This window comes from Erythrobacter sp. JK5, from assembly GCF_018205975.1.
Taxonomy (GTDB): Bacteria; Pseudomonadota; Alphaproteobacteria; order Sphingomonadales; family Sphingomonadaceae; genus Erythrobacter.
Window position 1 is genome coordinate 527,306 of sequence record NZ_CP073577.1, and the last position, 19,545, is coordinate 546,850.

Consider the following 19,545-nt stretch of genomic DNA (forward strand, 5'->3'; position numbering starts at 1 on the left):
GTCTATTCCTTGCGAGCGCCGGCGCGCTGCAAGGCGGGTTCGATGTCTTCCCAGCTGATCCCTTCGACGCGGGAGCCGTTGAGGAAGAAGGTCGGGGTGCCGGTGACGTTGAATTCCTTCGCCTGTTCGTCGGAGGCCTTGGCGATCGCCTCGATCTTGGCGGTATCGGCCAGGCAGCTGCGCGCCTGATCGGCCGACAGCCCGCGCGCGGCGAAGAAATCGATCAGCCCGGTGACTTCGGCGACCCGGACGAAGCGCTGTTCGGGCGGCAGTTCGCCGGAAGCGTTGACCGCTTCGGGATTGGCCTGGATGCCGTTCATGATGTCGCTGAAGCTCTGCCACGCCTGATCCGACAGCGGCTGCATGCTTTCCTTCGGCCCGCACTGCACCAGCGTGGCCATCACCAGGTCGAACGAATTGCGGATCAGTTCGCGCTGTTCGAACGCGACCACACCGGTCGAAATGTAATTCTCCTTCAGCGGCGTTTTCGCGTTGGTCGCGAAAAAGGCGCAGGCATTACAGGTGTGCGATGCGTATTCGACGAGTTTGATCGGCGCCTCGGGATTGCCGACGAGATAGCCCATTTCCGGCGTGACCGTGACCGTATCGAGCCACGTAGTGCCTGCGGGCGCGGGGATCGCGGCGATCGCTTCGCCTGACGGAGCCCCTTCGGGATCGTCCGAACCGTTGCATCCGGCGAGCGCCAGCGACAGCGGAGCGGCAAGAGCGACGATCGCGAGGCGACGGAACGGTGTGGCGCGGGTGACAGTCATGGGCGAAATGTATCCTCCGGTCGGACGGTTCGGTTATAGGGGGAGCACCGCAGCGGCAAAAGCGCAGGGGACATGCTTGTGCACATATGTATCAGTCTGGTTGCGATATCCTGGCTAGTCGCCTGCATTCCCGGCTGAATTGTCGGGCTTGAACCGCGCCGAAAGCACCGGGTAGAGCGCTTCCCAGGAATGCACGCCTTCGAGCAGCGCGCCATCGAGCGCGAAGCTCGGCGTTCCGGGGACCCCGAATTCGGTGCGGTCGGCGTTGCTGTTGTCGATCAGCGCGCGGGCGGCGACATCGTCCGACAGGCAGGCATTCACTTCGGCGATCGATTGTCCGCGCTGGATCAGCGTGTCGTCGAGGTCGAGCGCGCTCGCGGCGTTCAGCCGCGCCGCACGATCGCCGCGCGCCCAGATCGCCTGCTGGCTCGCCGGAGCCTGCCGCGCCTTGCCCAGCCAGCGATCCTGCGAGGTCATGAATGCCCGGTGCCGGGCCTTGAAATCCTTGGCATCGCCGCATGCGGCCAGCAGCGAAACGGTAAGGTCGAGCGCGTTGCGGATCACCGGCCGCACTTCGAGGCTGGCCTTGCCGGGGATCAGCAACACCAGATCGAGCGCCGGTTCTCCCTGCGCGGTAAAGCTGGCGCAGTGTCCGCAGGTATAGCTGACGAATTCGATCAGCTGCGCATCGGCGCGCGGATTGCCGATCAGGTGGCCGCGTTCTGTCGTCACGATCACCGTCTGCCAATTGCCCTTGCGCGGTGAGTTGTCGAACGCGCTTTCCGAGTTGGACAGGTCCTGCTGCTGCGCGCTCGCTGGGCCGGTCAGGGCCAGCGCGGCTGCGAGCGCGGTCACGGATGAGAAGATGCGTCTCACTAGGTGTCGTCGTCCTTCTGTTCGCCCTGGTCGAAACTGCGCGCGAGCGATTCGAGCACGGTGCGCAGTTCCGGATCGCCGATATCGCGCAAACTGTCGCCGAGTTCCATCGGTATCGACTTGAGCGAAGGCGGCGGTTTGGCGGGCTTTTCAGCATGCGTCGGCTTAACCGCGCCTTGCCGAAGCTTGACCCGCGATACCGCATTGTATCCGAAAAACCGGTTTACGCGGTCGATGATTTCCGGCGTGACCTGCTGGATCAGCGGCGCATGCGCCGGGGTAACGACGAGCTGCAGGATCCCTTCGCACTTCTCGCCGGGTGGAAAGCGGATCGCTTCGGGGCTGCACACTTTCGCATGGTGCGGGCCGACGATTTCGGGCCAGCGCGTGACGACCGAGCTTTGCACAAAGCCGAATCGGCGGAACGCGGTGCGCCCGATCTGGGGCATGAGTTCGCCGATCGGCTTCGGCCCGCCGCCGCGCGGGCGGGTGAAGTGCCGCGCCTGCCTGCCCTTGTTCGAACCTGTGGTCTTGTCGCTTCCCATTGCGCGCGCAGCCATGCCATAGGCCCGGCGTGACCGCCAGCATCTCCTCCACGCTGCTCCACTGGTACGACCGACATGCGCGCGTGCTCGCATGGCGCAACCCGCCCGGCGCGGCGCTGCCCGACGATCCGGCCTGGCCCTATCGCGTCTGGCTGTCCGAGGTGATGCTGCAGCAGACCACCGTTGCCGCAGTGAAACCCTTTTTCGAGAAGTTCACCGCGATCTGGCCCACCATCGAGGATCTCGCCGCCGCGAGCGAGGATGACGTCATGGCGGCGTGGGCGGGGCTGGGATATTATTCGCGCGCCCGCAACCTGGTGAAATGTGCGCGCGAAGTCGCGGCACGCGGCGGCTTTCCCCGGACCGAGCAGGGCCTGCGCGAACTGCCAGGGCTGGGGGCCTACACCGCGGCGGCCATCGCTGCGATCGCGTTCGGCGAGCATGCGGTGGTGGTCGATGCCAATGTCGAGCGGGTGGTGGCGCGGCTGTTCGCGATCGCGGAGCCACTGCCCGGCGCGCGCAAGGAAATCCGCGAGCGCGCCGAGGACATAACGCCGCAAGAGCGCGCTGGCGATTTCGCGCAGGCGATGATGGATCTCGGGTCGGGCATCTGCACTTCCAAGGCTCCGCGCTGCCTGCTGTGCCCGATCTCGGATCATTGCCGGGGCCTGAAAGCGGGAGAACCCGAACGCCTGCCGGTCAAGCCGCCCAAGAAGGCCAGGCCGGAGCGGCGCGGCACCGCCTACTGGATCGAGCGCGACGAGCATGTCTGGCTGGTCACGCGCGACGGCAAGGGAATGCTCGGCGGCATGCGGGCGTTGCCCGACGATGGCTGGACGGCACGCGCGGACGGCTCGCCGCGGGCGGGTGAGTGGGAGATGCTCGGCGTGGTGCGCCACGCCTTCACGCATGCGCAACTCACGCTCGCGGTCGTGCGCGACACGGGCGCGGCACCGCCCGAAGGTGCGGGCGAGTGGTGGCCGATCGCACGGATCGAGGATGCCGGCCTGCCGACCCTGTTCGCCAAGGCCGCCCGGCTGGTGTTATCGCGCGACTAGAAGAATCCCCCGCCGATCGCGAGCCGGACCCCGGCGATCAGCAACACGATCAGGCAGAAGTTGCGCCCCGAATTGCTCGACGACAGCGCGCCAATGATCACGCCGATCGCGATCAGCGGCAACGCGAACCAGTTGGCCCAGCCTAAGAACGGGATTTGGGCCGGGATCACGATTACCAGCGACACCAGACCGATGAGGAAAGCGAGGATGTTGAGCATGTGTCTTATATGAGTATTACACCCCTTCAATGCAAGCCCCGCAAGGATGTTCAAACCGCGTTCAGCGCCGGTGCCGATTGACGCCCCGGCGCATCTGCCGCACACAGCCCGCCAATTTCAGTTTCGGAGAAATCCCGCCCATGGCCTTCCGCACTTTCGACCAGCCCCACCTGTCGCGTCGTTCGCTGATTCGCAGCGGGGGCTACCTCGCCGCCGCTGCGACGCTTTCGACGCTGCCATTCGGCCGACAGCTGCTGGCGCACGATGTCAGCGATAGCTGGCCCAATGTCGCGGCGATGGCGGAGAAATACGTATCGGAGCGCAAGCTCGCCAACATGCTGCTGACGTTCGGCTGGGGCCAGCAGGACATGGCGCATACGGTCGGCGGCGGCACGCTGTCGCTCGCGGGCAGCGCCGAAGTCGACCAGGATTCGCTCTTCCGCATCTATTCGATGACCAAGCCGATCACCGGCATGGCGACCATGATCCTGATCGACGAGGGCAAGCTCGGCCTCGACCAACCGCTCTACGACGTCTTGCCGAAATTTCGCGACACGCCGGTGCTGGTCGATCCCGAGGGGCCGCTGGACGATACCGTTCCGCAGGAGCGGCCGATCACGATCCGCCACTTGCTGACCCACACCGCCGGGCTGGGCTATCTCATCACCAGCAAGGGCCCGCAGCTCGAGGCCTATCGCAAGGCGGGCATCGTCGGCGGACGGGTCAGCCGCATGCCGATCCCGGGGATTCCGCCGGTCGAACCCGCGCCGGGTCTCGAGGTCTGGGCCGACCGGCTGGCCGAGATTCCGCTGACCGTGCAGCCGGCCACCAAGTGGATCTATTCCTGCAGTCTCGACCTGCTCGGCAGGGTGATCGAAGTTGCTTCGGGCACCGATTTCGAGACCTTCCTCAACCAACGCATTTTCGAACCCTGCGGCATGACGAGCACGTGGATGACCGTGCCGCAAGGCGAGACCGGGCGGATGACCGACAATTACGGCATCGTCGCGGGCACCCCGTTCCCGATCGATCCGGGCGTCAACACGATCTATCTCGACGATCCAGGCGTCCCCTCGGGCGGCGGCGGCCTGGTTTCGAGCCCGAAGGATTACGATCGTTTCCTGCGCATGCTGCTCGGCTACGGCACGATCGACGGCAACCGGGTGATGAGCGAGGAAGCGGTGCGGGTCGGCAGCTCCAACCTGATCCCGACGACGGTCGACATGACCGGATCGTGGATGGAAGGGCAGGGCCATGGCGCAGGCGGGCGTTCGCTGGGCAGCACCTTCGGCTGGGGCGGTGCGGCTGGCACGCTCGGCGCGGTCGATTTCAGTCTCGGCCTGCGCTCGGCGCTTTGGACCCAATATATGCCGACCGAAGCCTATCCGGTGCGTGACGAGTTCCTCGCCGCGCTGGAGCTCGACCTGAAGGCGATGCGCTCCGACAAAGCCGCCTGATGCACCATCCCGCGCATCCCGAACTGCCGCGAACCGGGCCGATCGCCTTCGCCGGGTCGCCGATCGACCGCGCGGACCAGATCCGGGTCGATCCGGACAAGCTCGCGAGCCACATGAACTGGCGCGCCAAGGTGCTGTTGCTCGACGGGCTGTTGCCGCAGATGGACGATGCAGGCGGGTTGCTGTGGGGCACGCTCGCCGACGTCGATCCGGAAGCGGAACTGGTGTTCCTCGGCCTGCTTGACGGCAAGGCGTGCTTTGCCGCCGTGCCGGGCGAGGGCGCGACGGGGCCGGCCTATGCGATGCCACGCGCGTGGCAGGCGATCCAGCAGCTCACGCCGCCCGACCTCGCGATCTATGGCGGGGCACGCAGCCTCGTCGATTGGCACGCCCGCCACAAATTCTGCGCCCGCTGTGGCTCGGGCACCAAGATCGCTAAGGGCGGCTGGCAGCGAACCTGCGAAAGCTGCGATGCGCAGCACTTCCCGCGCACCGATCCGGTCACGATCATGCTGGTCGAGAACGATGGACGATTGCTGCTCGGGCGCCAGCCGCGGTTCCCGCCGCGCAGCTTTTCCGCGCTGGCGGGCTTTGTCGAGCCGGGCGAGACGATCGAGGAAGCGGTTGCGCGCGAGGTATGGGAAGAGGCCGGCCTGCGCGTCCGCGACGTCGAATATATCGCGACCCAGCCGTGGCCGTTCCCGAGCCAGCTGATGATCGGCTGCTACTCGCAGACCGACGAGACCGAGATCACGCTCGATATCGAGGAGCTGGAGGAAGCGCGCTGGTTCACCCGCGACGAGGTGCAGCACGCGATGGATACGATCGGCAGCGAAGAAGGGCCGTTCAATGCCCCGCCGCCTGCCGCGATCGCGCACAGTCTGCTACGCTGGTGGCTGGAGAAGGACGCATGACCACGCCAGAAAACGTCACCATCGATATCTATTCCGACGTGATGTGCCCGTGGTGCGCAATCGGATACGGTCAGCTGACCAAGGCGCTGGGCGCACTCGAAGGCGAGATCGAGGCCGAAGTGCGCTGGCGCCCGTTCGAGCTCAATCCCGACATGCCGGCCGAAGGCGAAGAGCAGGAAGCGCACCTGCGCCGCAAATATGGCCGCAGCGCCGAGGAAGGCGCGGCGGTGCGCGGACAGATGAAGGCGATTGCCGAAAGCGCGGGCGTGTCGCTCGCCTACGAAGGTGATGGCGAAGCGCCCGCCGCGATGATGTGGAACACCCGCGATGCGCACAAGCTGCTGGGCTGGGCGCTGGAGCAGGCCGGGCCGCAGGTCCAGACGCGGCTGAAACTCGCCCTGTTCGAATCGCATTTCAACCATCGCAAGCGGATCGGCGAGCGCGAGGTGCTGCTCGATATCGCCGCCGAAGTCGGGCTCCACCGCGAAGCCGCCAAGGCCGCGCTAGAGGACGCCGATCTCGAAGCGCGCGTCGTCGCCGAGGAACGGCAGGCGTGGGACCTCAACATCAGCGGCGTCCCCGCGATGATCATCAACGGCAAGTTCATGGTTCCCGGCGCGCAGCCGCCCGAAACCTACGTCAACGTGCTGCGGCGCGTGGTCGAAAAGTCGCGCACGGCGGCGGAACACAGCGCGGGCTGACCCGTTCGAGCCTGCATGAAAAGCATTCTCATCGTCATCGCCGTTACGGTCTTCGCACTGGCCTTCGCGCTGTTTGCGGGGGCGGGCAGCGTCGAGGTTTACGGCGTCAACGCCTTTCTGGACTGTGCATTCGTCGCGCTGGCGGTGAATTGGCTGGCCTTCATCCCGGCGGCGATCGCGCAGTCGGACAAGTATTACGACAGCGTCGGCGCGATCACCTATCTTAGCGTGACCGGCTTCGCCGTCTATGCCGCCTGGTCCGCGCTCGGCACGCTCGATGCGCGCGCGATCGTGCTGGCCGCGATGGTGGCGCTGTGGTGCATCCGGCTGGGCACGTTCCTGTATATCCGCATCAAGGCCAAGGGCGGCTCGGATTCGCGCTTCGAGAAGATCAAGACGAGGCCGACCCGGTTCCTGGTGGCGTGGACGCTGCAGGCGCTGTGGGTGATACTGACTGCGTCGGCAGCACTGATTGCGATCACGACCACCGATCCGCATCCGATCGGCGTGTGGTTCTGGATCGGCGCGGCGGTCTGGGTGGCGGGCATCACGATCGAAGCGGTCGCCGATGCGCAGAAAAGCAAGTTCAAGTCCGACCCCGAAAACGACGGCGATTTCATCGATGTCGGCCTGTGGAAGTGGTCGCGCCACCCGAACTACTTCGGCGAGATCACCCTGTGGACCGGGATCCTGATCATGGCGATCCCGGTGCTGTCGGGCCTGTCGTGGCTCGCCGTCATCTCGCCGCTTTTCGTGACCCTGCTGTTGACCAAAATAAGCGGGATCAACCTGCAGGAAAAGCAGGCGCAGGAACGCTGGGGCGACGATCCCGCGTATCGCGAATACCGCAGGAACACCCCCGCACTGTTTCCCAAACCGCCCAAATCGTGAGGTGCAATCAGGGGGTTGCCGAACTATCCTCTCATCGGTTTGATCAATGTGACGAGAATTCGATCCGTCAGCACAGGAGCTTTTCGATATGATGCATTGCCCAAAGACCCGGTTTATGATTGCCGCTCCGGTGATGGCGTTGCTCGCTGCCTGTGGCGGCGGAGCAGGCGATGCTCCCGCAGCCGAGGGCGATCCGCCCGCCGAGATCAAGGTCCGTCAGGACAATTTCGAAGCCATCGGAGACAGTTTCAAACTGATCCGCAACGAACTGGAACTGGAGAACCCCGACTTCCTCGCGCTTCAGGCGGCTGCAACCGACATCAATGACCGTGCCGCGCGGCTTGACGGATACTTCCCCTCCGGTTCGGGCAGGGCTGAAGATTGGGACACCGAAGCGCTTGCAGCGATCTGGGAAAAGCCGGAGGAATTCACTGCGGCCCAACAGAAGCTCATCGAGGAAAGCGGGCGCATGGTGGAGATCGTCAAGGGCGGTGACGCCGCAGCAGTGGGCGAGCAGGTCAAGGCGCTGGGCGCATCGTGCAAGAACTGCCACGATACGTTCCGTCTCGACGACGAATGAACCGGACCGGGATCCGATCATGGAGACCAGGCCGGTAAAGGTATGGGATTGGCCGGTGCGGGTGACACACTGGTCCTTTGCCGTACTGGTCCCCGCGATGTGGATCACAGCCGAAAACTCGCAGATGGGACTGCACATGCAGATTGGCCACGTGCTGCTGGCGCTGGTGATCTTCCGCCTCATCTGGGGGTTCATCGGCACCGACACCGCGCGCTTTGCCAATTTCGTGAAAGGTCCGAGGGTGGTGCTGGCATACCTGCGCGGAGGCTATGACCATCAGCGCGAAATCGGCCACAACCCGCTTGGCGCGCTGGCCGTGCTCGCACTGCTCGGCGCGATGGGTGCGCAAGTCGGCATGGGTCTGTTCGCAGGCGATCCCTTTGACGGCGCGACCGGACCCCTCAATCCGCTGGTCGGAGTGATGACCGCCGACTGGCTGACCGACACCCACGAATGGTTCGTCTATGTCGTTTTCGCCATGATCGGCCTGCACCTCGCGGCGATCGGTGTCTACGGCGTGATGCGGATGCAGAACCTGATCGGCCCGATCATTGTCGGAAAAGCCGAGAAGGCCGAAGGGGTTGCGGACAATTCGAGTCCGTCGCTGACTGCTTTGGTCATTGCCGTGGCCGTGTCCGTCGCCATCGCGGCCTGGATCTATTCGGGCGCACCGCCGCTTTCTTGATCGGCTTGCCCGCCTGCTCCGCCTTCGCGGGACAGTCGGCAAAAGCTGCAAGAGCGAGAGGCATGGCGCTCCCTATCGTGATCAAACCAGCCCCAGCCGTTCCAGCCTTGCTGCCAGTTTCCCGGGCAGCGCGTCGCCGATGTCCTCGTCCGGCGCGAGGTCGCGCGGGGGCTCGCCCTTGAGGTAGCGCCAGCCCTGATGCGCGCGCTTGGTGCGGGGGGCGACGCGCACCAGTTCGGGCTTCAGTTCGATCCGCCAGCGCCCGTCGTCACCCTGCGTGAACCCGGTGATTTCCGAGCGCGCGACGATCGCATGCTGGTGTATCCAGTAGAGCGAGCCGCCGATGCACTGTTCCCACTTGGTCGGACGATACTTGGTCGTCAGGTAGGGGCTGCGGCGGCCGGCGTACCAGCTTTCGATATCGGCATAGCTCTGCGCGCCGAACGCGATCTTGGTCAGGTGGAGGGGCATGTGGTCAAGATAGGGAAATCGTTCGCGGGTTCAAACGTCGGGTGCCTTGACCCTAGGCGAGCGGCGCGAGGCCTGCCAGCACGGCAAGGCCGAGGAAGGCGAAGAAGCCCATCGAATCGGTAATCATCGTCACGAACACGCTGGAGGCCACCGCCGGGTCCTGATCGAGGCGTTCGAAGATCACCGGCACCAGCACCCCGGCCATTCCCGCGACCACGATGTTGACGATCATCGCCACCGCGATCACCACGCCCATCATCGGCGTGAATAGCACCGCCGCCGCGATCCCGATCAGCACCGCCACGGTCGCGCCGTTGAGGATTGCGACCCGCAGTTCGCGCCACACGATCCGCCAGGTGTTCGATCGGGTCAGCTGGTTGGTCGCGATCGCGCGCACCGCCACCGCCATCGTCTGCGTGCCGGCGTTGCCGCCGATGCTGGCGACGATCGGCATCAGCACCGCGAGCGCCACCAGCTGCTCGATCGCGGCGCCGAAGAACGCGATGATTGCGCTCGCCACCACCGCCGTGCCGAGATTGGCGATCAACCAGCGCACCCGGCTCGAATAGGCTTCGGCAATCGGTTCGTTGATATCGCCATCGCCCGCACCCGATAGCAGCAGCGCGTCCTCGCCCGCTTCCTCTGAGATGATGTGGACGATATCGTCGACCGTCATCTGCCCGACCAGCCGCCCGTTCTCGTCCACCACGGCGGCGGAAATCAGCGCGTATTTCTGGAACATCAGCGCGACTTCCTCCTGATCCATCGTCACCGGGATCAGGGTCTGGTCGCGCTTCATGATATCGGTCAGCTTGACCCAGCGCGGGGTGGTGAGGACCCAGTTCAGCGCGCAGGTGCCGACCGGATGGTGCGCGGCGTCGATCACGAAGACTTCGAAGAAATCGTGGTTCAGGTCGCCTTCGATGCGCAGATAATCGATCAGGTCGCCGACGGTCAGGTGCTCGGGCACCGCCATCACATGGCGGTTCATCAGCCGCCCGGCGGTCTCTTCCGGATAGGACAGCGCGCTCTCGACCGCGGCCTGCGTCTCCGGCTCCAGCTCGGCGATGATCGCGCGCTGATCGTCTTCGTCGAGATCTTCGAGCAGCTGGACCGCATCGTCGGTTTCGAGCTGTTCGGTGATCGCCGCGACCGCTTCGGGCGCGAGCGCCTCCATCATGTCCTCGCGGACGTGATCGTTGAGCTCGGCGACGACATCGCTGGTCATCAGATCGGTGATCGCGGCGGCGAGCTGCGCGCGCGCGCCCTTGCCGAGCAATTCGATCAGGTCGGCGATGTCGGCGGGGTGGAGCGGCTCGACCAGGTCGTAGACCGCGCCCTTGTCCCCCGCGTCGAGCGCGTCTTCGACCGCGTCGACATATTCGGGCTTGAGCCGGTTTTCCTCGTCGTGCCGTTCGTCGTCGATCCGGTCGTCGGGACGCACCTCCTCTTCGGGGGCGTCGGCGACCATCAGTTCGTCGTCAAGGCGCGTCGGATCGACCATGCGGCGGGTTTAGAGTTGAGCGCTTGAAAAGCAAGCGGATGGCGCGTCGCGCGGGTGACAGCGCGGTGCAAAGCCGTTAGGTGCAGCGCAAGTCAAAGGAGATACCGAACAATGGCCGACAAGCTCACTTTCACGCTCGACACCGGCGACGGCGAGAACAAGGACGTCGTCATCAAGCTGCGCCCCGATCTGGCCCCCGGCCACGTCGAGCGCATCACCGAGCTGGCAAGCGAAGGCTTTTACGACGGCGTGGTTTTCCACCGCGTGATCCCCGGCTTCATGGCGCAGGGCGGCGACCCGACCGGCACCGGCATGGGCGGCAGCGACAAGCCCGATCTCAAGGCCGAGTTCAATGCGGAGCCGCATGTGGAGGGCACCTGCTCGATGGCGCGTTCGCAGATGCCCGACAGCGCCAACAGCCAGTTCTTCATCTGCTTCGAAGACGCGGGCTTCCTCGACAACCAGTACACCGTCTGGGGCCAGGTCGAGAGCGGGATGGAACACGTCCATGCGCTGCCCAAGGGCGAGCCGCCGGCAAGCCCGGGCAAGATCGTCAAGGCGACGGTGGGCTGAACGCCTATCCCGGAACCGGGTGAGCGATGGAATACTACGCATCGTTGCTGATCGCGGGCGCGGCGGGGTTCGCAGTGACGCACTTGCTCGGCTGGCTCGCGCCCGCAGCGGGGCGGGTGCGGGCGGTGGTCCTCGCGCTGATCCCGCCGGCCCTGCTGTTCGCGGTCTTCCTCGCATTTTTCGAAGGCAGTCCGGTGGGCGAGGACTGGCTCTGGCTCGGCATCGGGGTGGTGTATTTCTGGCCGTGGTACCTGTCCTGGTGCCTCGGCTGCGCCGGCGAGTGGCTGGTGCGCAACCGATGGAAACGTGCGAGGGGGAATGCCGGCTAGGATCGACCGCGATGTTTCGGCAGTCCTGCGCCGCGTTGCGCGCGTGCTTGAGGCTGCCGATGATCCGTGGTGGGTAATCGGCAGCGCGGCGGTGGCATTGCATGGCGGTTCGCCGGGCGCGATAGGCGATATCGACGTAATCGTCTCGCGGCGCGATCTTGATTGGCTCTACGAAGAGCTCCCGCTGACCGCGACGCCTGACGAGACGAAGGATGTGTTCCTGTCAGAGCGGTTCGGGCGCTGGTCGGAGCCCGCTCTCGACGTCGAATTCATGACGGGCCTGAAGGTGCGGGTCGGCGGGGAATGGTCTGCGGTGGAGCCCCGGTCCCGGAAAGCGATCCGGATCGGCAAGGCGCAGGTTTTCGTGCCCGAGCGCGCGGAGCTGATCGCGATGCTCCAGCGATTCGGACGCGAGAAGGACGTGCGCCGTGCGGCGACGCTGATGTGAGCTGTCTCCAGCATCGAATTCGCGGAAGCTCGCATGTGTTGGCAAGGGTTCCCAATCCCGCTAAACGCGCCGCTCCATGAAACCGCAAACTCCTCCCAAGACCTACCGGGTCAAGAGCTTCGGCTGCCAGATGAACGTCTATGACGGCGAGCGGATGGCCGAATTGCTCGGCGAGAAGGGCTTGCATTCTGCGCCCGAGGGCGAGGAAGCGGACCTCGTAGTTCTCAACACCTGCCACATTCGCGAAAAGGCCGCCGAAAAGGTCTATTCGGACATTGGCCGGCTGGTGAAGGCCGGCGAAGAAGCGGGCAAGGCGCCGATGATCGCGGTCGCGGGCTGCGTGGCGCAGGCCGAGGGCGAGGAGATCATGGCGCGCGCCCCGGCGGTGAGCATGGTGGTCGGCCCGCAAGCCTATCACCGCCTGCCGGAGATGCTCGACAAGGCGGTGCAGGGCGAACGCGCGAGCGACACCGATATGCCCGCGATCGCGAAATTTGATTCCTTGCCCCAGCGCACGCGGCGCTCCCCCACCGCCTTCCTCACCGTGCAGGAGGGCTGCGACAAGTTCTGCACCTATTGCGTGGTGCCCTATACGCGCGGCGCGGAAATCTCGCGTCCGTTCGGTGACCTGATCGCCGAAGCGCGCAGATTGATCGAGGCGGGAGCGCGCGAGATCACGCTGCTCGGCCAGAACGTGAATGCGTGGGCGGGCGAGGATGACAAGGGGCACGACGTTGGCCTCGGCGGGCTGATCCATGCGCTCGCAAGGCTCGATGGGCTCGAACGCATCCGCTACACCACCAGCCACCCCAACGACATGGACGACGCGCTGATCGCGGCGCATGGCGAAGTCGACAAGCTGATGCCCTATCTCCACCTGCCGGTGCAGTCGGGCAATGACCGCGTGCTCAAGGCGATGAACCGTGCGCACACCGCCGAAAGCTATATGCGCCTGCTCGAACGCTTCCGCGCGGTGCGGCCCGACATCGCGCTCAGCGGCGATTTCATCGTCGGCTTCCCCGGCGAGACCGAGGCCGAGTTCGAGGATACGCTCAGGATCGTCGATGAAGTTCGCTACGCACAGGCGTTTAGCTTCAAATATTCCCCGCGCCCCGGCACGCCCGCAGCGACGATGGTGGGCCAGATCGCCAGGGAGGTGATGGATGATCGCCTCCAGCGCCTGCAAGCGCGCCTCAATCGCGACCAGCTGGCCTTCAACGAGGCGAGCGTGGGCAAGACTTGCAGTGTGCTGATCGAGCGCAAGGGCAAGCATCCCGGCCAGTGGCTCGGCAAATCGCCGTGGCTGCAAAGCGTCTGGTTCGAAGGCGAAGCGGCGATCGGCGATCTGGTCGAGGTCGAACTGCTCGAAGCCGGGCCCAATTCGGTGATGGGTCGGCCGCTGGCCACAGTCTCTGCATGACACTGCCGTTCTGGGAGGACGGATACCAGCTGGTCGAGGGGCTGCTCGATCAAGACAAACTGGCGCTGGCTTCGGCGGCGATGGACCATTCGAGCGCAAGCGGTCTGACGAAGCTGCGGACCGATCCGGCGGTGGGCCATGCCGAAGACGAATATTCGCCCCGGATCGGCGACATGCTGCTGGCCCACTGTCAACCCGCGATCGAAGCGGTGGTGGGCCGCGCTCTGATCGGTTCCTACGCCTATTGGCGCATCTATCGCGAGGGCGGGGTGATGCAGCGGCACAGAGACCGCGCGGCGTCCGAAGTGGCGGTTTCCATCGGGATCGGGACAGAGCCGGGCACACCCGATTGGCCGCTACGGATTCAGGACCTGCATGGAAAGGAAATGGCGATCGTCATCCCCCCAGGCGCGGGGCTGGTCTACCAGGGGCATGCGATCGAGCATTGGCGCGACCGGCTGGACACCGGCGCACAACGGCAGCTGTTCATTTTCTACGTGTTCAAAGACGGCGAGTTTGCGAACCATGCCGGCGACAGGATCGAAGTGCCTGTTTCGCGCTGGGGAAACGCAGATGACTGATCCGTTCTGGGACGATGGCTATCTGATTGTCGAGGACATGATTTCCCCGGCTCAGGTCGCGTTTGTGGCATCCGCGATGGATACGCAGAGCCGGATTGGGAAGATGGTTCCGACCCAGACCCGCTATGTCACCGGAGCGGAAGACCAGTATTCCCCTGTCCCCGCTGCGATCCTGCTCAAGCATTGCCTTCCGAGGATCGAGCAGCTGGTCGGCAAGGACCTGCTTGTGGGCTATGCCTATTGGCGCAAATACAGCCATGCGGCCGTGCTGCGCTCACACGTCGATCGGGCGACCTGCGAAATCAGCGTTACGGTGGCGATCGGCACCGAACCGTCTGGCAGCATCTGGCCGTTCCACATCGAGGATCTGCACGGCAACCGGATCGCAATCGCGCTGTCGCCCGGTGCGGGCGTGATCTACCAGGGGCACAGGGTCAAACACTGGCGCGAACCGCTCCAGGCCGAGTGGCACAAGCAGATGTTCCTGCATTACGTGCTCAAGGACGGCGAGTTTGCCGACCATGTGTTCGACAAAAACGCCGGGGAACGGGTTCGCCGTATTCCGGTGTGACTTTCCACCGCCGCGTGCGCCCGCCGACCTTGCTTTGCTCCCGCGCGTGCTTACCTTTCCGACTCGGGACCCGCGCGAAGGGTGCGGGCCATCGGCAAAGGATTTTATGGGCCGCAAACCAACCCGCGCAAACGATCCGGCGATCTCGCCCGACCCCATCCCGATCCGCGAGGCGCGTCGCGCGCAGGTGGAAATCAGCTTTGAAAACCAGTCGCTGCTCGGCGCGCTGTTCGGGCAGTTCGATGCGAACCTGGTGCAGGTCGAAAACCGGCTGGGCGTGTTCATCCATGCGCGCGGCGACAAGGTGGTGATCGAAGGCCCCGAAGACGCAGTGGCCCGCGCCCGCGACACCTTGCAGACGATGTACGATCGGCTGGCGATGGGGCAGGATCTCGATGCAGGGGCGATCGAAGCGCTGATCGCGATGTCGAACGAGCCGACGCTCGAAGGGATCATCAGCGGCGAAAGGGAATCGCCGCCGATCATGATCCGCACGCGGCGCAAGACGATCGTGCCGCGCAGCGCGACGCAGGTCAGCTACATGCGCAGCCTCGCGCGCGACGACATCATCTTCGCGCTCGGCCCGGCGGGAACCGGCAAGACCTATCTCGCGGTCGCACAGGCCGTCAGCCAGCTTATCAGCGGCAGCGTCCAGCGCCTGATCCTCTCGCGCCCGGCAGTGGAGGCAGGCGAGAAGCTCGGCTTCCTGCCCGGCGACATGAAGGACAAGGTCGATCCCTACCTGCGCCCGCTCTACGACGCGCTCTACGATTGCATGCCGCCCGAACAGGTCGAGCGGCGGATCGAGAGCGGCGAGATCGAGATCGCGCCGATCGCCTTCATGCGCGGACGCACGCTCGCCGACGCGTTCGTGATCCTCGACGAGGCGCAGAACACCACCCGCGAGCAGATGAAGATGTTTCTCACCCGTTTTGGCCAGAACAGCCGGATGGTGGTGTGCGGCGATCCCAAGCAGGTCGATATCCCCGGCGGCGACCGGATGAGCGGCCTGGCCGATGCGGTCGAGAAGCTGGAGGGCGTCGAGGGCTTCGGTACGATTCGTTTCAGCGCTGCCGATGTGGTGCGCCACCCGATCGTCGGGCGGATTGTGGAGGCCTATGAGGGGCCGGCCGCTTAGGTGAACCTCGACATCGACATCGAGGAATGGCCGGCAGGCGTATGGGAAGCGCTGGCCGGGCGTGCTGTGGATGCGACCGCGGAAGCCGAACCGCCGCTCGCAAACCCGCGCCTCTGCGCCAGCATGCTGTTCACCACCGATGCCGAGGTCCATGCGCTCAACCGTGAATGGCGCGGGCGCGACAAGCCGACCAATGTGCTCAGCTTTCCGATGCTGGAGCGCGACGCCTTGCGCGAACTTGCCTCCGAAGGCCCGCCGGTCATGCTCGGCGATCTGGCACTCGCATACGAAACCTGCGCCCGCGAAGCGGCGGAAAAAGGCATTGCGCTCGAACATCATGCGGCGCACCTGCTCGTCCACGGCCTGCTGCATCTGGCCGGCCACGATCACGAAACCTCCGACGAAGATGCGGATGAAATGGAAGCGCTTGAGACCGCGATACTTGCAAAGATGGGCATCGCGGACCCATATGGTACCTGAGCCCGACCGGCTCGATTGAATGGAGGAAAAGTCGCAAGGGCCATGCCCGATTCCCAATCCCCCGCCGGAGACGCGGAGAGTAGCAGCGGGCTGTGGCCTGCGATCCGGAAAATCCTCAAGGTCGGCGATGTCGATCGCTCGCTGCGCGCCCAGCTCGAAGAGGCGATCGACGAACACGAGGACGACAACGACGAGGACAGTCGGGACGAGGGCGCCGGCAACGGCGACCTCTCGCCGGTCGAACGGCAGATGCTGCGCAACCTCCTGCATTTCAGCGAACACGACGCCGACGATGTCGCGGTGCCGCGCGGCGAGATTATCGCGGTCGAAGCGGGGATCAGCTGGGAAGAACTGGTCGCCAGTTTCAGCGAGAACGGCCATTCGCGCATGCCGGTCTATCGCGGCACGCTCGATGACGTGATCGGGATGATCCACATCAAGGACGTGTTCGGGTTTCTCGCCAACGGCAAGACGCCGCCCGCGGACTGGACCACGCTGATGCGCCAGCCGCTTTACGTGCCGCAGGTGCGCGGGGCGCTGGACGTGCTGGCGGACATGCGCTCCCGCCGGGTCCACCTGGCGATCGTGCTGGACGAGTTTTCGGGCACCGACGGGATCATCACGATCGAGGACCTGGTCGAGGAAATCGTCGGCGAGATCGAGGACGAGCACGATGAAACGCCCGAGGAACTGATCGTGTCGATCGGCGAAGGGATGTGGGATTGCGATGCCCGCGCCGAGCTCGATGACGTTGCCGAACAGGTCGATCCGCGCCTCGCCGAGGTCGAGGAATCGGTCGATACACTGGGCGGGCTCGCCTTTGTCCTCGCCGAGCAGGTTCCCCCGGTCGGGGCGGTGGTCGAACACCCGAGCGGCTGGAGGATCGAGGTCACCGCAGGCGACGAAAAGCACGTTACGCGCCTGCGTCTGCACGCCCCGCAAGTTGAGAACGACGTGCAATAAGCGCAATTCTTCCCACGCAGTTCACATCTTTCTTTCGTTTTTTGCATCCAAATCGCTGGTCAAGCGTATCTCCTTGAGAGCAAGGAGACCCGAATGCCGACTCGCCGACTACCACCGCTGCGCGCGCTTGAAGCGTTCATGCGCACGGTACGCCTGGGATCTGCACGTGCAGCCGCCGAAGAAATCGGATTGAGCCCGTCCGCACTGTCGCGGCGGATCTCGAATCTCGAGGAATTCGTAGGCAAGAAGCTGTTCACGCGCGCGCGCCAATCGATGCAGCTTACCGACGAGGGGCAGGCATTCTACGAAGCGGTGAACCCGCATCTCGAATCGCTCGCGCGGGCGGTCGAAAGCCAGTCCGAGAATATCTCGCTGCTGCGGCTGCGGCTGGGTGTGTTGCCGCTGTTCGGCAGCCAGCGGCTGTTCCCGCGACTGGGCGAGCTGCGCAAACGGCACCCGCTGTTGCATATCGACATCGACACCGGGCCGCATCTCGAAGACCGGGTCGGCGACACGCTCGACGCGGCGATCATCCTGTCGCGCGGGCCGGCATCGGGCCTGCACGCGGTGCGTCTGGACCACAATCTCGTCCACGCCATCTGCAGCAAGGATGTGGCCAATGTGGTGGGCGACGAAGTGACCAGCGAGAGCCTCGCCAAGCAGACTTTCCTGATCCACAACGAACTGCCCGAAAGCTTCGTGGCATGGAAGAAGGCACACGAGCTCGACGAGATGGAGCCCGCGGCTATCGATCACTACGATTCGGGCCAGTTGATGCTCGAAGCCGCCGCGCAGGGGCTGGGGATCGCCATCATGCACGACGATCACATGCGCCGCGCGCAGGACAACCGCTTGACGGACCTGTCGAAAAAGCAGGTCGAAAGCCCGTACAGCTACTGGTTCGTGTGCAAGCCCACCGCGCTTGAATCGCGGCCCGTGCGGCTGTTTCACGATTGGCTGGTGCGCGCCGGGCTCTAACCGGCCCGTTCGTCGACCTGTTCGTTGACGATCACGCCCACGCCCTGCGCCCCCTTCGGTGCGTCGTAGCGGACCGGGGGCACATCGTGCGCGAAATCGCGCACCGGTTTGCCCAGCGCCGTTTCCAGCGCCTCCTCGATCCGCCGCCGCGCTTCGGCGGCGATCGCCTTGCGCCCGCGAACATCCTCGGGGCTGAAGGGTTCGAGGAAATGCATGTGGAGCGTGAATGTGCCGCGCCGCGCCAGCACCCGCTTGGCGTTGTTGAGGCCGCTTTCCTGCCCGACCCAGCCGATCCATTCGGCGACCGAATTGTAATCGAGCATCACCGGCTGGACGAGCACCTCTCCGGGCGGCGGCTCGAGTACCGAGAGCATGCTGCTCTTGAAGGGCAGCAGCGAATGACCATCGGTGGTCGTGCCTTCGGGGAACACCGTCACCGCCCAATTGTCCGCCAGCGCCTCCTTCAGGGCGTTGATCTGCGCGGCGACGCCGAGGCGGTTCTCGCGCTTCACGTAAACCGTACGGTTGAGCGAGGCGAGCCAGCCGACCACCGGGGCTTCGGCCAGTTCGGCCTTGGCGACGAATGCCGTGCCGCACGCGCCTGCCATGGCGAGGATGTCGATCCAAGAGATGTGATTGGCGATGTAGAACACATCGCGCTTCAGATGCGTGCCGTGGACCACCACCTTGCAGCCCGAAACCCGCGCCGCATAGCGCAGGAACAGCATCGGGAAGGGCGATCCATAGCGAAAGATGCGGTAGAGGTAGTGCAGCGGCACGAAGACCAGCAGCAATCCGATCAGCGCGAGGGAACGCAGGCCGATCCGCATCCAGCCGCCGGTCGAAATCGGCGTTTTCTCGCCGCGCGCCGCCGCGACGCGATGGTCCCAGATCTTGCTGCCCGGCGCGTCTATGCCGTGTTCGGCAGGATTGTCAGTCATCCCGCGAGAGCCTGACCCCGTAGAGCTCCATCCGGTGATCGACCAGGCGATAGCCGAGCTTTTCGGCGATCTGGCGCTGCAGCGCCTCGACCTCGGGATCGACGAATTCGACGACCTTGCCGGTTTCGACGTCGATCAGGTGATCGTGATGCGCTTCGGGAACGGGCTCGTAGCGCGAGCGCCCGTCGCCGAAATCGTGGCGGTCGAGGATACCGGCCTCCTCGAACAGGCGAACAGTGCGGTAGACCGTCGCGATCGAGATTCCCGGATCGATCGCCGATGCGCGCTGGTGCAGCATCTCGACGTCGGGATGATCTTCGCTGTCCGACAGGACCTTGGCAATCACGCGACGTTGTTCGGTGATGCGCAGGCCCTTTTCGGCGCACAATTGTTCGAGATCGATTTTCTGTGTCAATTGGCGCTCCGCGAGACGAGTAGTGCCCCGTCTTC

General features: G+C 64.9%; 25 protein-coding genes. 17 read left to right on the top strand and 8 right to left on the bottom strand.

All coding sequences use genetic code 11. The features are described from left to right. Window positions 1-2: 2 nt before the first annotated feature. The 3 genes from KDC96_RS02450 to KDC96_RS02460 form a co-directional block, all read right to left on the bottom strand. A complete protein-coding gene (locus KDC96_RS02450) occupies window positions 3-773 on the bottom strand; it encodes a thioredoxin domain-containing protein (protein WP_212450404.1) in 771 nt (256 codons plus the stop codon). A 114-nt stretch (window positions 774-887) separates the two neighbouring features. Further along, a complete protein-coding gene (locus tag KDC96_RS02455) occupies window positions 888-1,628 on the bottom strand; it encodes a thioredoxin domain-containing protein (RefSeq protein ID WP_212450406.1) in 741 nt (246 codons plus the stop codon). Window positions 1,629-1,648: 20 nt separating this feature from the next. Continuing rightward, window positions 1,649-2,209: a DUF721 domain-containing protein gene (locus KDC96_RS02460; protein WP_212450408.1), complete on the bottom strand. Its 561-nt coding sequence runs from the start codon at window positions 2,207-2,209 to the stop codon at window positions 1,649-1,651. 14 nt (window positions 2,210-2,223) lie between these two features. Here KDC96_RS02460 and KDC96_RS02465 point away from each other — a divergent pair, with 14 nt between their 5' ends. Then, the gene (locus tag KDC96_RS02465; RefSeq protein ID WP_212450410.1) at window positions 2,224-3,252 is read left to right on the top strand and encodes an A/G-specific adenine glycosylase; all 1,029 of its coding nucleotides are present in this window, start codon (window positions 2,224-2,226) and stop codon (window positions 3,250-3,252) included. Here KDC96_RS02465 and KDC96_RS02470 read toward each other — a convergent pair. Next, complete coding sequence (locus tag KDC96_RS02470; protein ID WP_212450412.1) at window positions 3,249-3,470, bottom strand: hypothetical protein; 222 nt, start codon at window positions 3,468-3,470, stop codon at window positions 3,249-3,251. The two genes, KDC96_RS02465 and KDC96_RS02470, sit on opposite strands and share 4 nt — an antisense overlap. 140 nt (window positions 3,471-3,610) lie before the next feature. On the opposite strand from KDC96_RS02470, the gene KDC96_RS02475 reads away from it, so the two are divergent. The 6 genes from KDC96_RS02475 (at window position 3,611) to KDC96_RS02500 (ending at window position 8,698) form a co-directional block, all read left to right on the top strand. Then, window positions 3,611-4,927 carry a serine hydrolase gene (locus KDC96_RS02475; protein WP_212450415.1) on the top strand — a complete coding sequence of 439 codons (1,317 nt, stop codon included), beginning with the start codon at window positions 3,611-3,613 and terminating at the stop codon, window positions 4,925-4,927. Next, window positions 4,927-5,841 carry an NAD(+) diphosphatase gene (gene nudC, locus KDC96_RS02480; protein WP_212450417.1) on the top strand — a complete coding sequence of 305 codons (915 nt, stop codon included), beginning with the start codon at window positions 4,927-4,929 and terminating at the stop codon, window positions 5,839-5,841. Before KDC96_RS02475 ends, nudC begins: the two co-directional genes overlap by 1 nt. Then, the gene (locus tag KDC96_RS02485; protein ID WP_212450419.1) at window positions 5,838-6,542 is read left to right on the top strand and encodes a DsbA family oxidoreductase; all 705 of its coding nucleotides are present in this window, start codon (window positions 5,838-5,840) and stop codon (window positions 6,540-6,542) included. Before nudC ends, KDC96_RS02485 begins: the two co-directional genes overlap by 4 nt. A 15-nt stretch (window positions 6,543-6,557) precedes the next feature. After that, a complete protein-coding gene (locus tag KDC96_RS02490; RefSeq protein ID WP_212450422.1) occupies window positions 6,558-7,433 on the top strand; it encodes a DUF1295 domain-containing protein in 876 nt (291 codons plus the stop codon). A gap of 115 nt (window positions 7,434-7,548) precedes the next feature. Then, window positions 7,549-8,013, top strand: coding sequence for a cytochrome c (locus tag KDC96_RS02495; RefSeq protein WP_212450424.1), 465 nt, complete (start codon window positions 7,549-7,551; stop codon window positions 8,011-8,013). A gap of 19 nt (window positions 8,014-8,032) precedes the next feature. After that, window positions 8,033-8,698 carry a cytochrome b/b6 domain-containing protein gene (locus tag KDC96_RS02500; protein WP_212450426.1) on the top strand — a complete coding sequence of 222 codons (666 nt, stop codon included), beginning with the start codon at window positions 8,033-8,035 and terminating at the stop codon, window positions 8,696-8,698. An 81-nt stretch (window positions 8,699-8,779) separates the two neighbouring features. On the opposite strand, the gene KDC96_RS02505 is transcribed toward KDC96_RS02500, so the two are convergent. Beyond that, window positions 8,780-9,169 carry a DUF1489 family protein gene (locus KDC96_RS02505; RefSeq protein ID WP_212450428.1) on the bottom strand — a complete coding sequence of 130 codons (390 nt, stop codon included), beginning with the start codon at window positions 9,167-9,169 and terminating at the stop codon, window positions 8,780-8,782. A gap of 52 nt (window positions 9,170-9,221) precedes the next feature. Beyond that, entirely contained in the window at window positions 9,222-10,673 is a 1,452-nt protein-coding gene (mgtE, locus tag KDC96_RS02510; RefSeq protein ID WP_212450430.1) for a magnesium transporter, read from the bottom strand. A gap of 111 nt (window positions 10,674-10,784) precedes the next feature. Between mgtE and KDC96_RS02515 the strand changes: the two genes are divergently transcribed. From KDC96_RS02515 to KDC96_RS02560, 10 genes are all read left to right on the top strand, one after another. After that, window positions 10,785-11,246 carry a peptidylprolyl isomerase gene (locus KDC96_RS02515; protein ID WP_212450433.1) on the top strand — a complete coding sequence of 154 codons (462 nt, stop codon included), beginning with the start codon at window positions 10,785-10,787 and terminating at the stop codon, window positions 11,244-11,246. A 26-nt stretch (window positions 11,247-11,272) separates the two neighbouring features. Then, on the top strand, window positions 11,273-11,575 hold the full coding sequence (locus KDC96_RS02520) for a hypothetical protein (RefSeq protein ID WP_212450434.1): 303 nt from the start codon (window positions 11,273-11,275) through the stop codon (window positions 11,573-11,575). After that, complete coding sequence (locus tag KDC96_RS02525) at window positions 11,565-12,023, top strand: hypothetical protein (RefSeq protein ID WP_212450436.1); 459 nt, start codon at window positions 11,565-11,567, stop codon at window positions 12,021-12,023. Before KDC96_RS02520 ends, KDC96_RS02525 begins: the two co-directional genes overlap by 11 nt. 76 nt (window positions 12,024-12,099) lie before the next feature. After that, window positions 12,100-13,443: a tRNA (N6-isopentenyl adenosine(37)-C2)-methylthiotransferase MiaB gene (gene miaB, locus KDC96_RS02530; RefSeq protein ID WP_212450438.1), complete on the top strand. Its 1,344-nt coding sequence runs from the start codon at window positions 12,100-12,102 to the stop codon at window positions 13,441-13,443. Continuing rightward, window positions 13,440-14,024: a hypothetical protein gene (locus KDC96_RS02535; RefSeq protein ID WP_212450440.1), complete on the top strand. Its 585-nt coding sequence runs from the start codon at window positions 13,440-13,442 to the stop codon at window positions 14,022-14,024. Before miaB ends, KDC96_RS02535 begins: the two co-directional genes overlap by 4 nt. Continuing rightward, window positions 14,017-14,595 carry a hypothetical protein gene (locus KDC96_RS02540; protein WP_212450443.1) on the top strand — a complete coding sequence of 193 codons (579 nt, stop codon included), beginning with the start codon at window positions 14,017-14,019 and terminating at the stop codon, window positions 14,593-14,595. Before KDC96_RS02535 ends, KDC96_RS02540 begins: the two co-directional genes overlap by 8 nt. Window positions 14,596-14,701: 106 nt before the next feature. After that, entirely contained in the window at window positions 14,702-15,733 is a 1,032-nt protein-coding gene (locus KDC96_RS02545) for a PhoH family protein (RefSeq protein ID WP_212450444.1), read from the top strand. Continuing rightward, window positions 15,734-16,213: an rRNA maturation RNase YbeY gene (ybeY, locus tag KDC96_RS02550; RefSeq protein WP_212450445.1), complete on the top strand. Its 480-nt coding sequence runs from the start codon at window positions 15,734-15,736 to the stop codon at window positions 16,211-16,213. Window positions 16,214-16,255: 42 nt separating this feature from the next. Beyond that, window positions 16,256-17,176, top strand: coding sequence for a hemolysin family protein (locus KDC96_RS02555; RefSeq protein WP_212450446.1), 921 nt, complete (start codon window positions 16,256-16,258; stop codon window positions 17,174-17,176). A gap of 93 nt (window positions 17,177-17,269) precedes the next feature. Further along, window positions 17,270-18,154, top strand: a complete 885-nt coding sequence (locus tag KDC96_RS02560) for a LysR family transcriptional regulator (RefSeq protein WP_212450447.1) — start codon at window positions 17,270-17,272, stop codon at window positions 18,152-18,154. Here the strand turns inward: KDC96_RS02560 and KDC96_RS02565 are convergent. Then, entirely contained in the window at window positions 18,151-19,095 is a 945-nt protein-coding gene (locus KDC96_RS02565; RefSeq protein WP_212450448.1) for a 1-acyl-sn-glycerol-3-phosphate acyltransferase, read from the bottom strand. The genes KDC96_RS02560 and KDC96_RS02565 overlap by 4 nt on opposite strands. Then, window positions 19,088-19,510 (bottom strand): Fur family transcriptional regulator, encoded by a 423-nt coding sequence (locus KDC96_RS02570; RefSeq protein WP_212450449.1) that lies wholly within the window; start codon window positions 19,508-19,510, stop codon window positions 19,088-19,090. The genes KDC96_RS02565 and KDC96_RS02570 overlap by 8 nt, the downstream gene beginning before the upstream one ends. Window positions 19,511-19,545 lie beyond the last annotated feature (35 nt).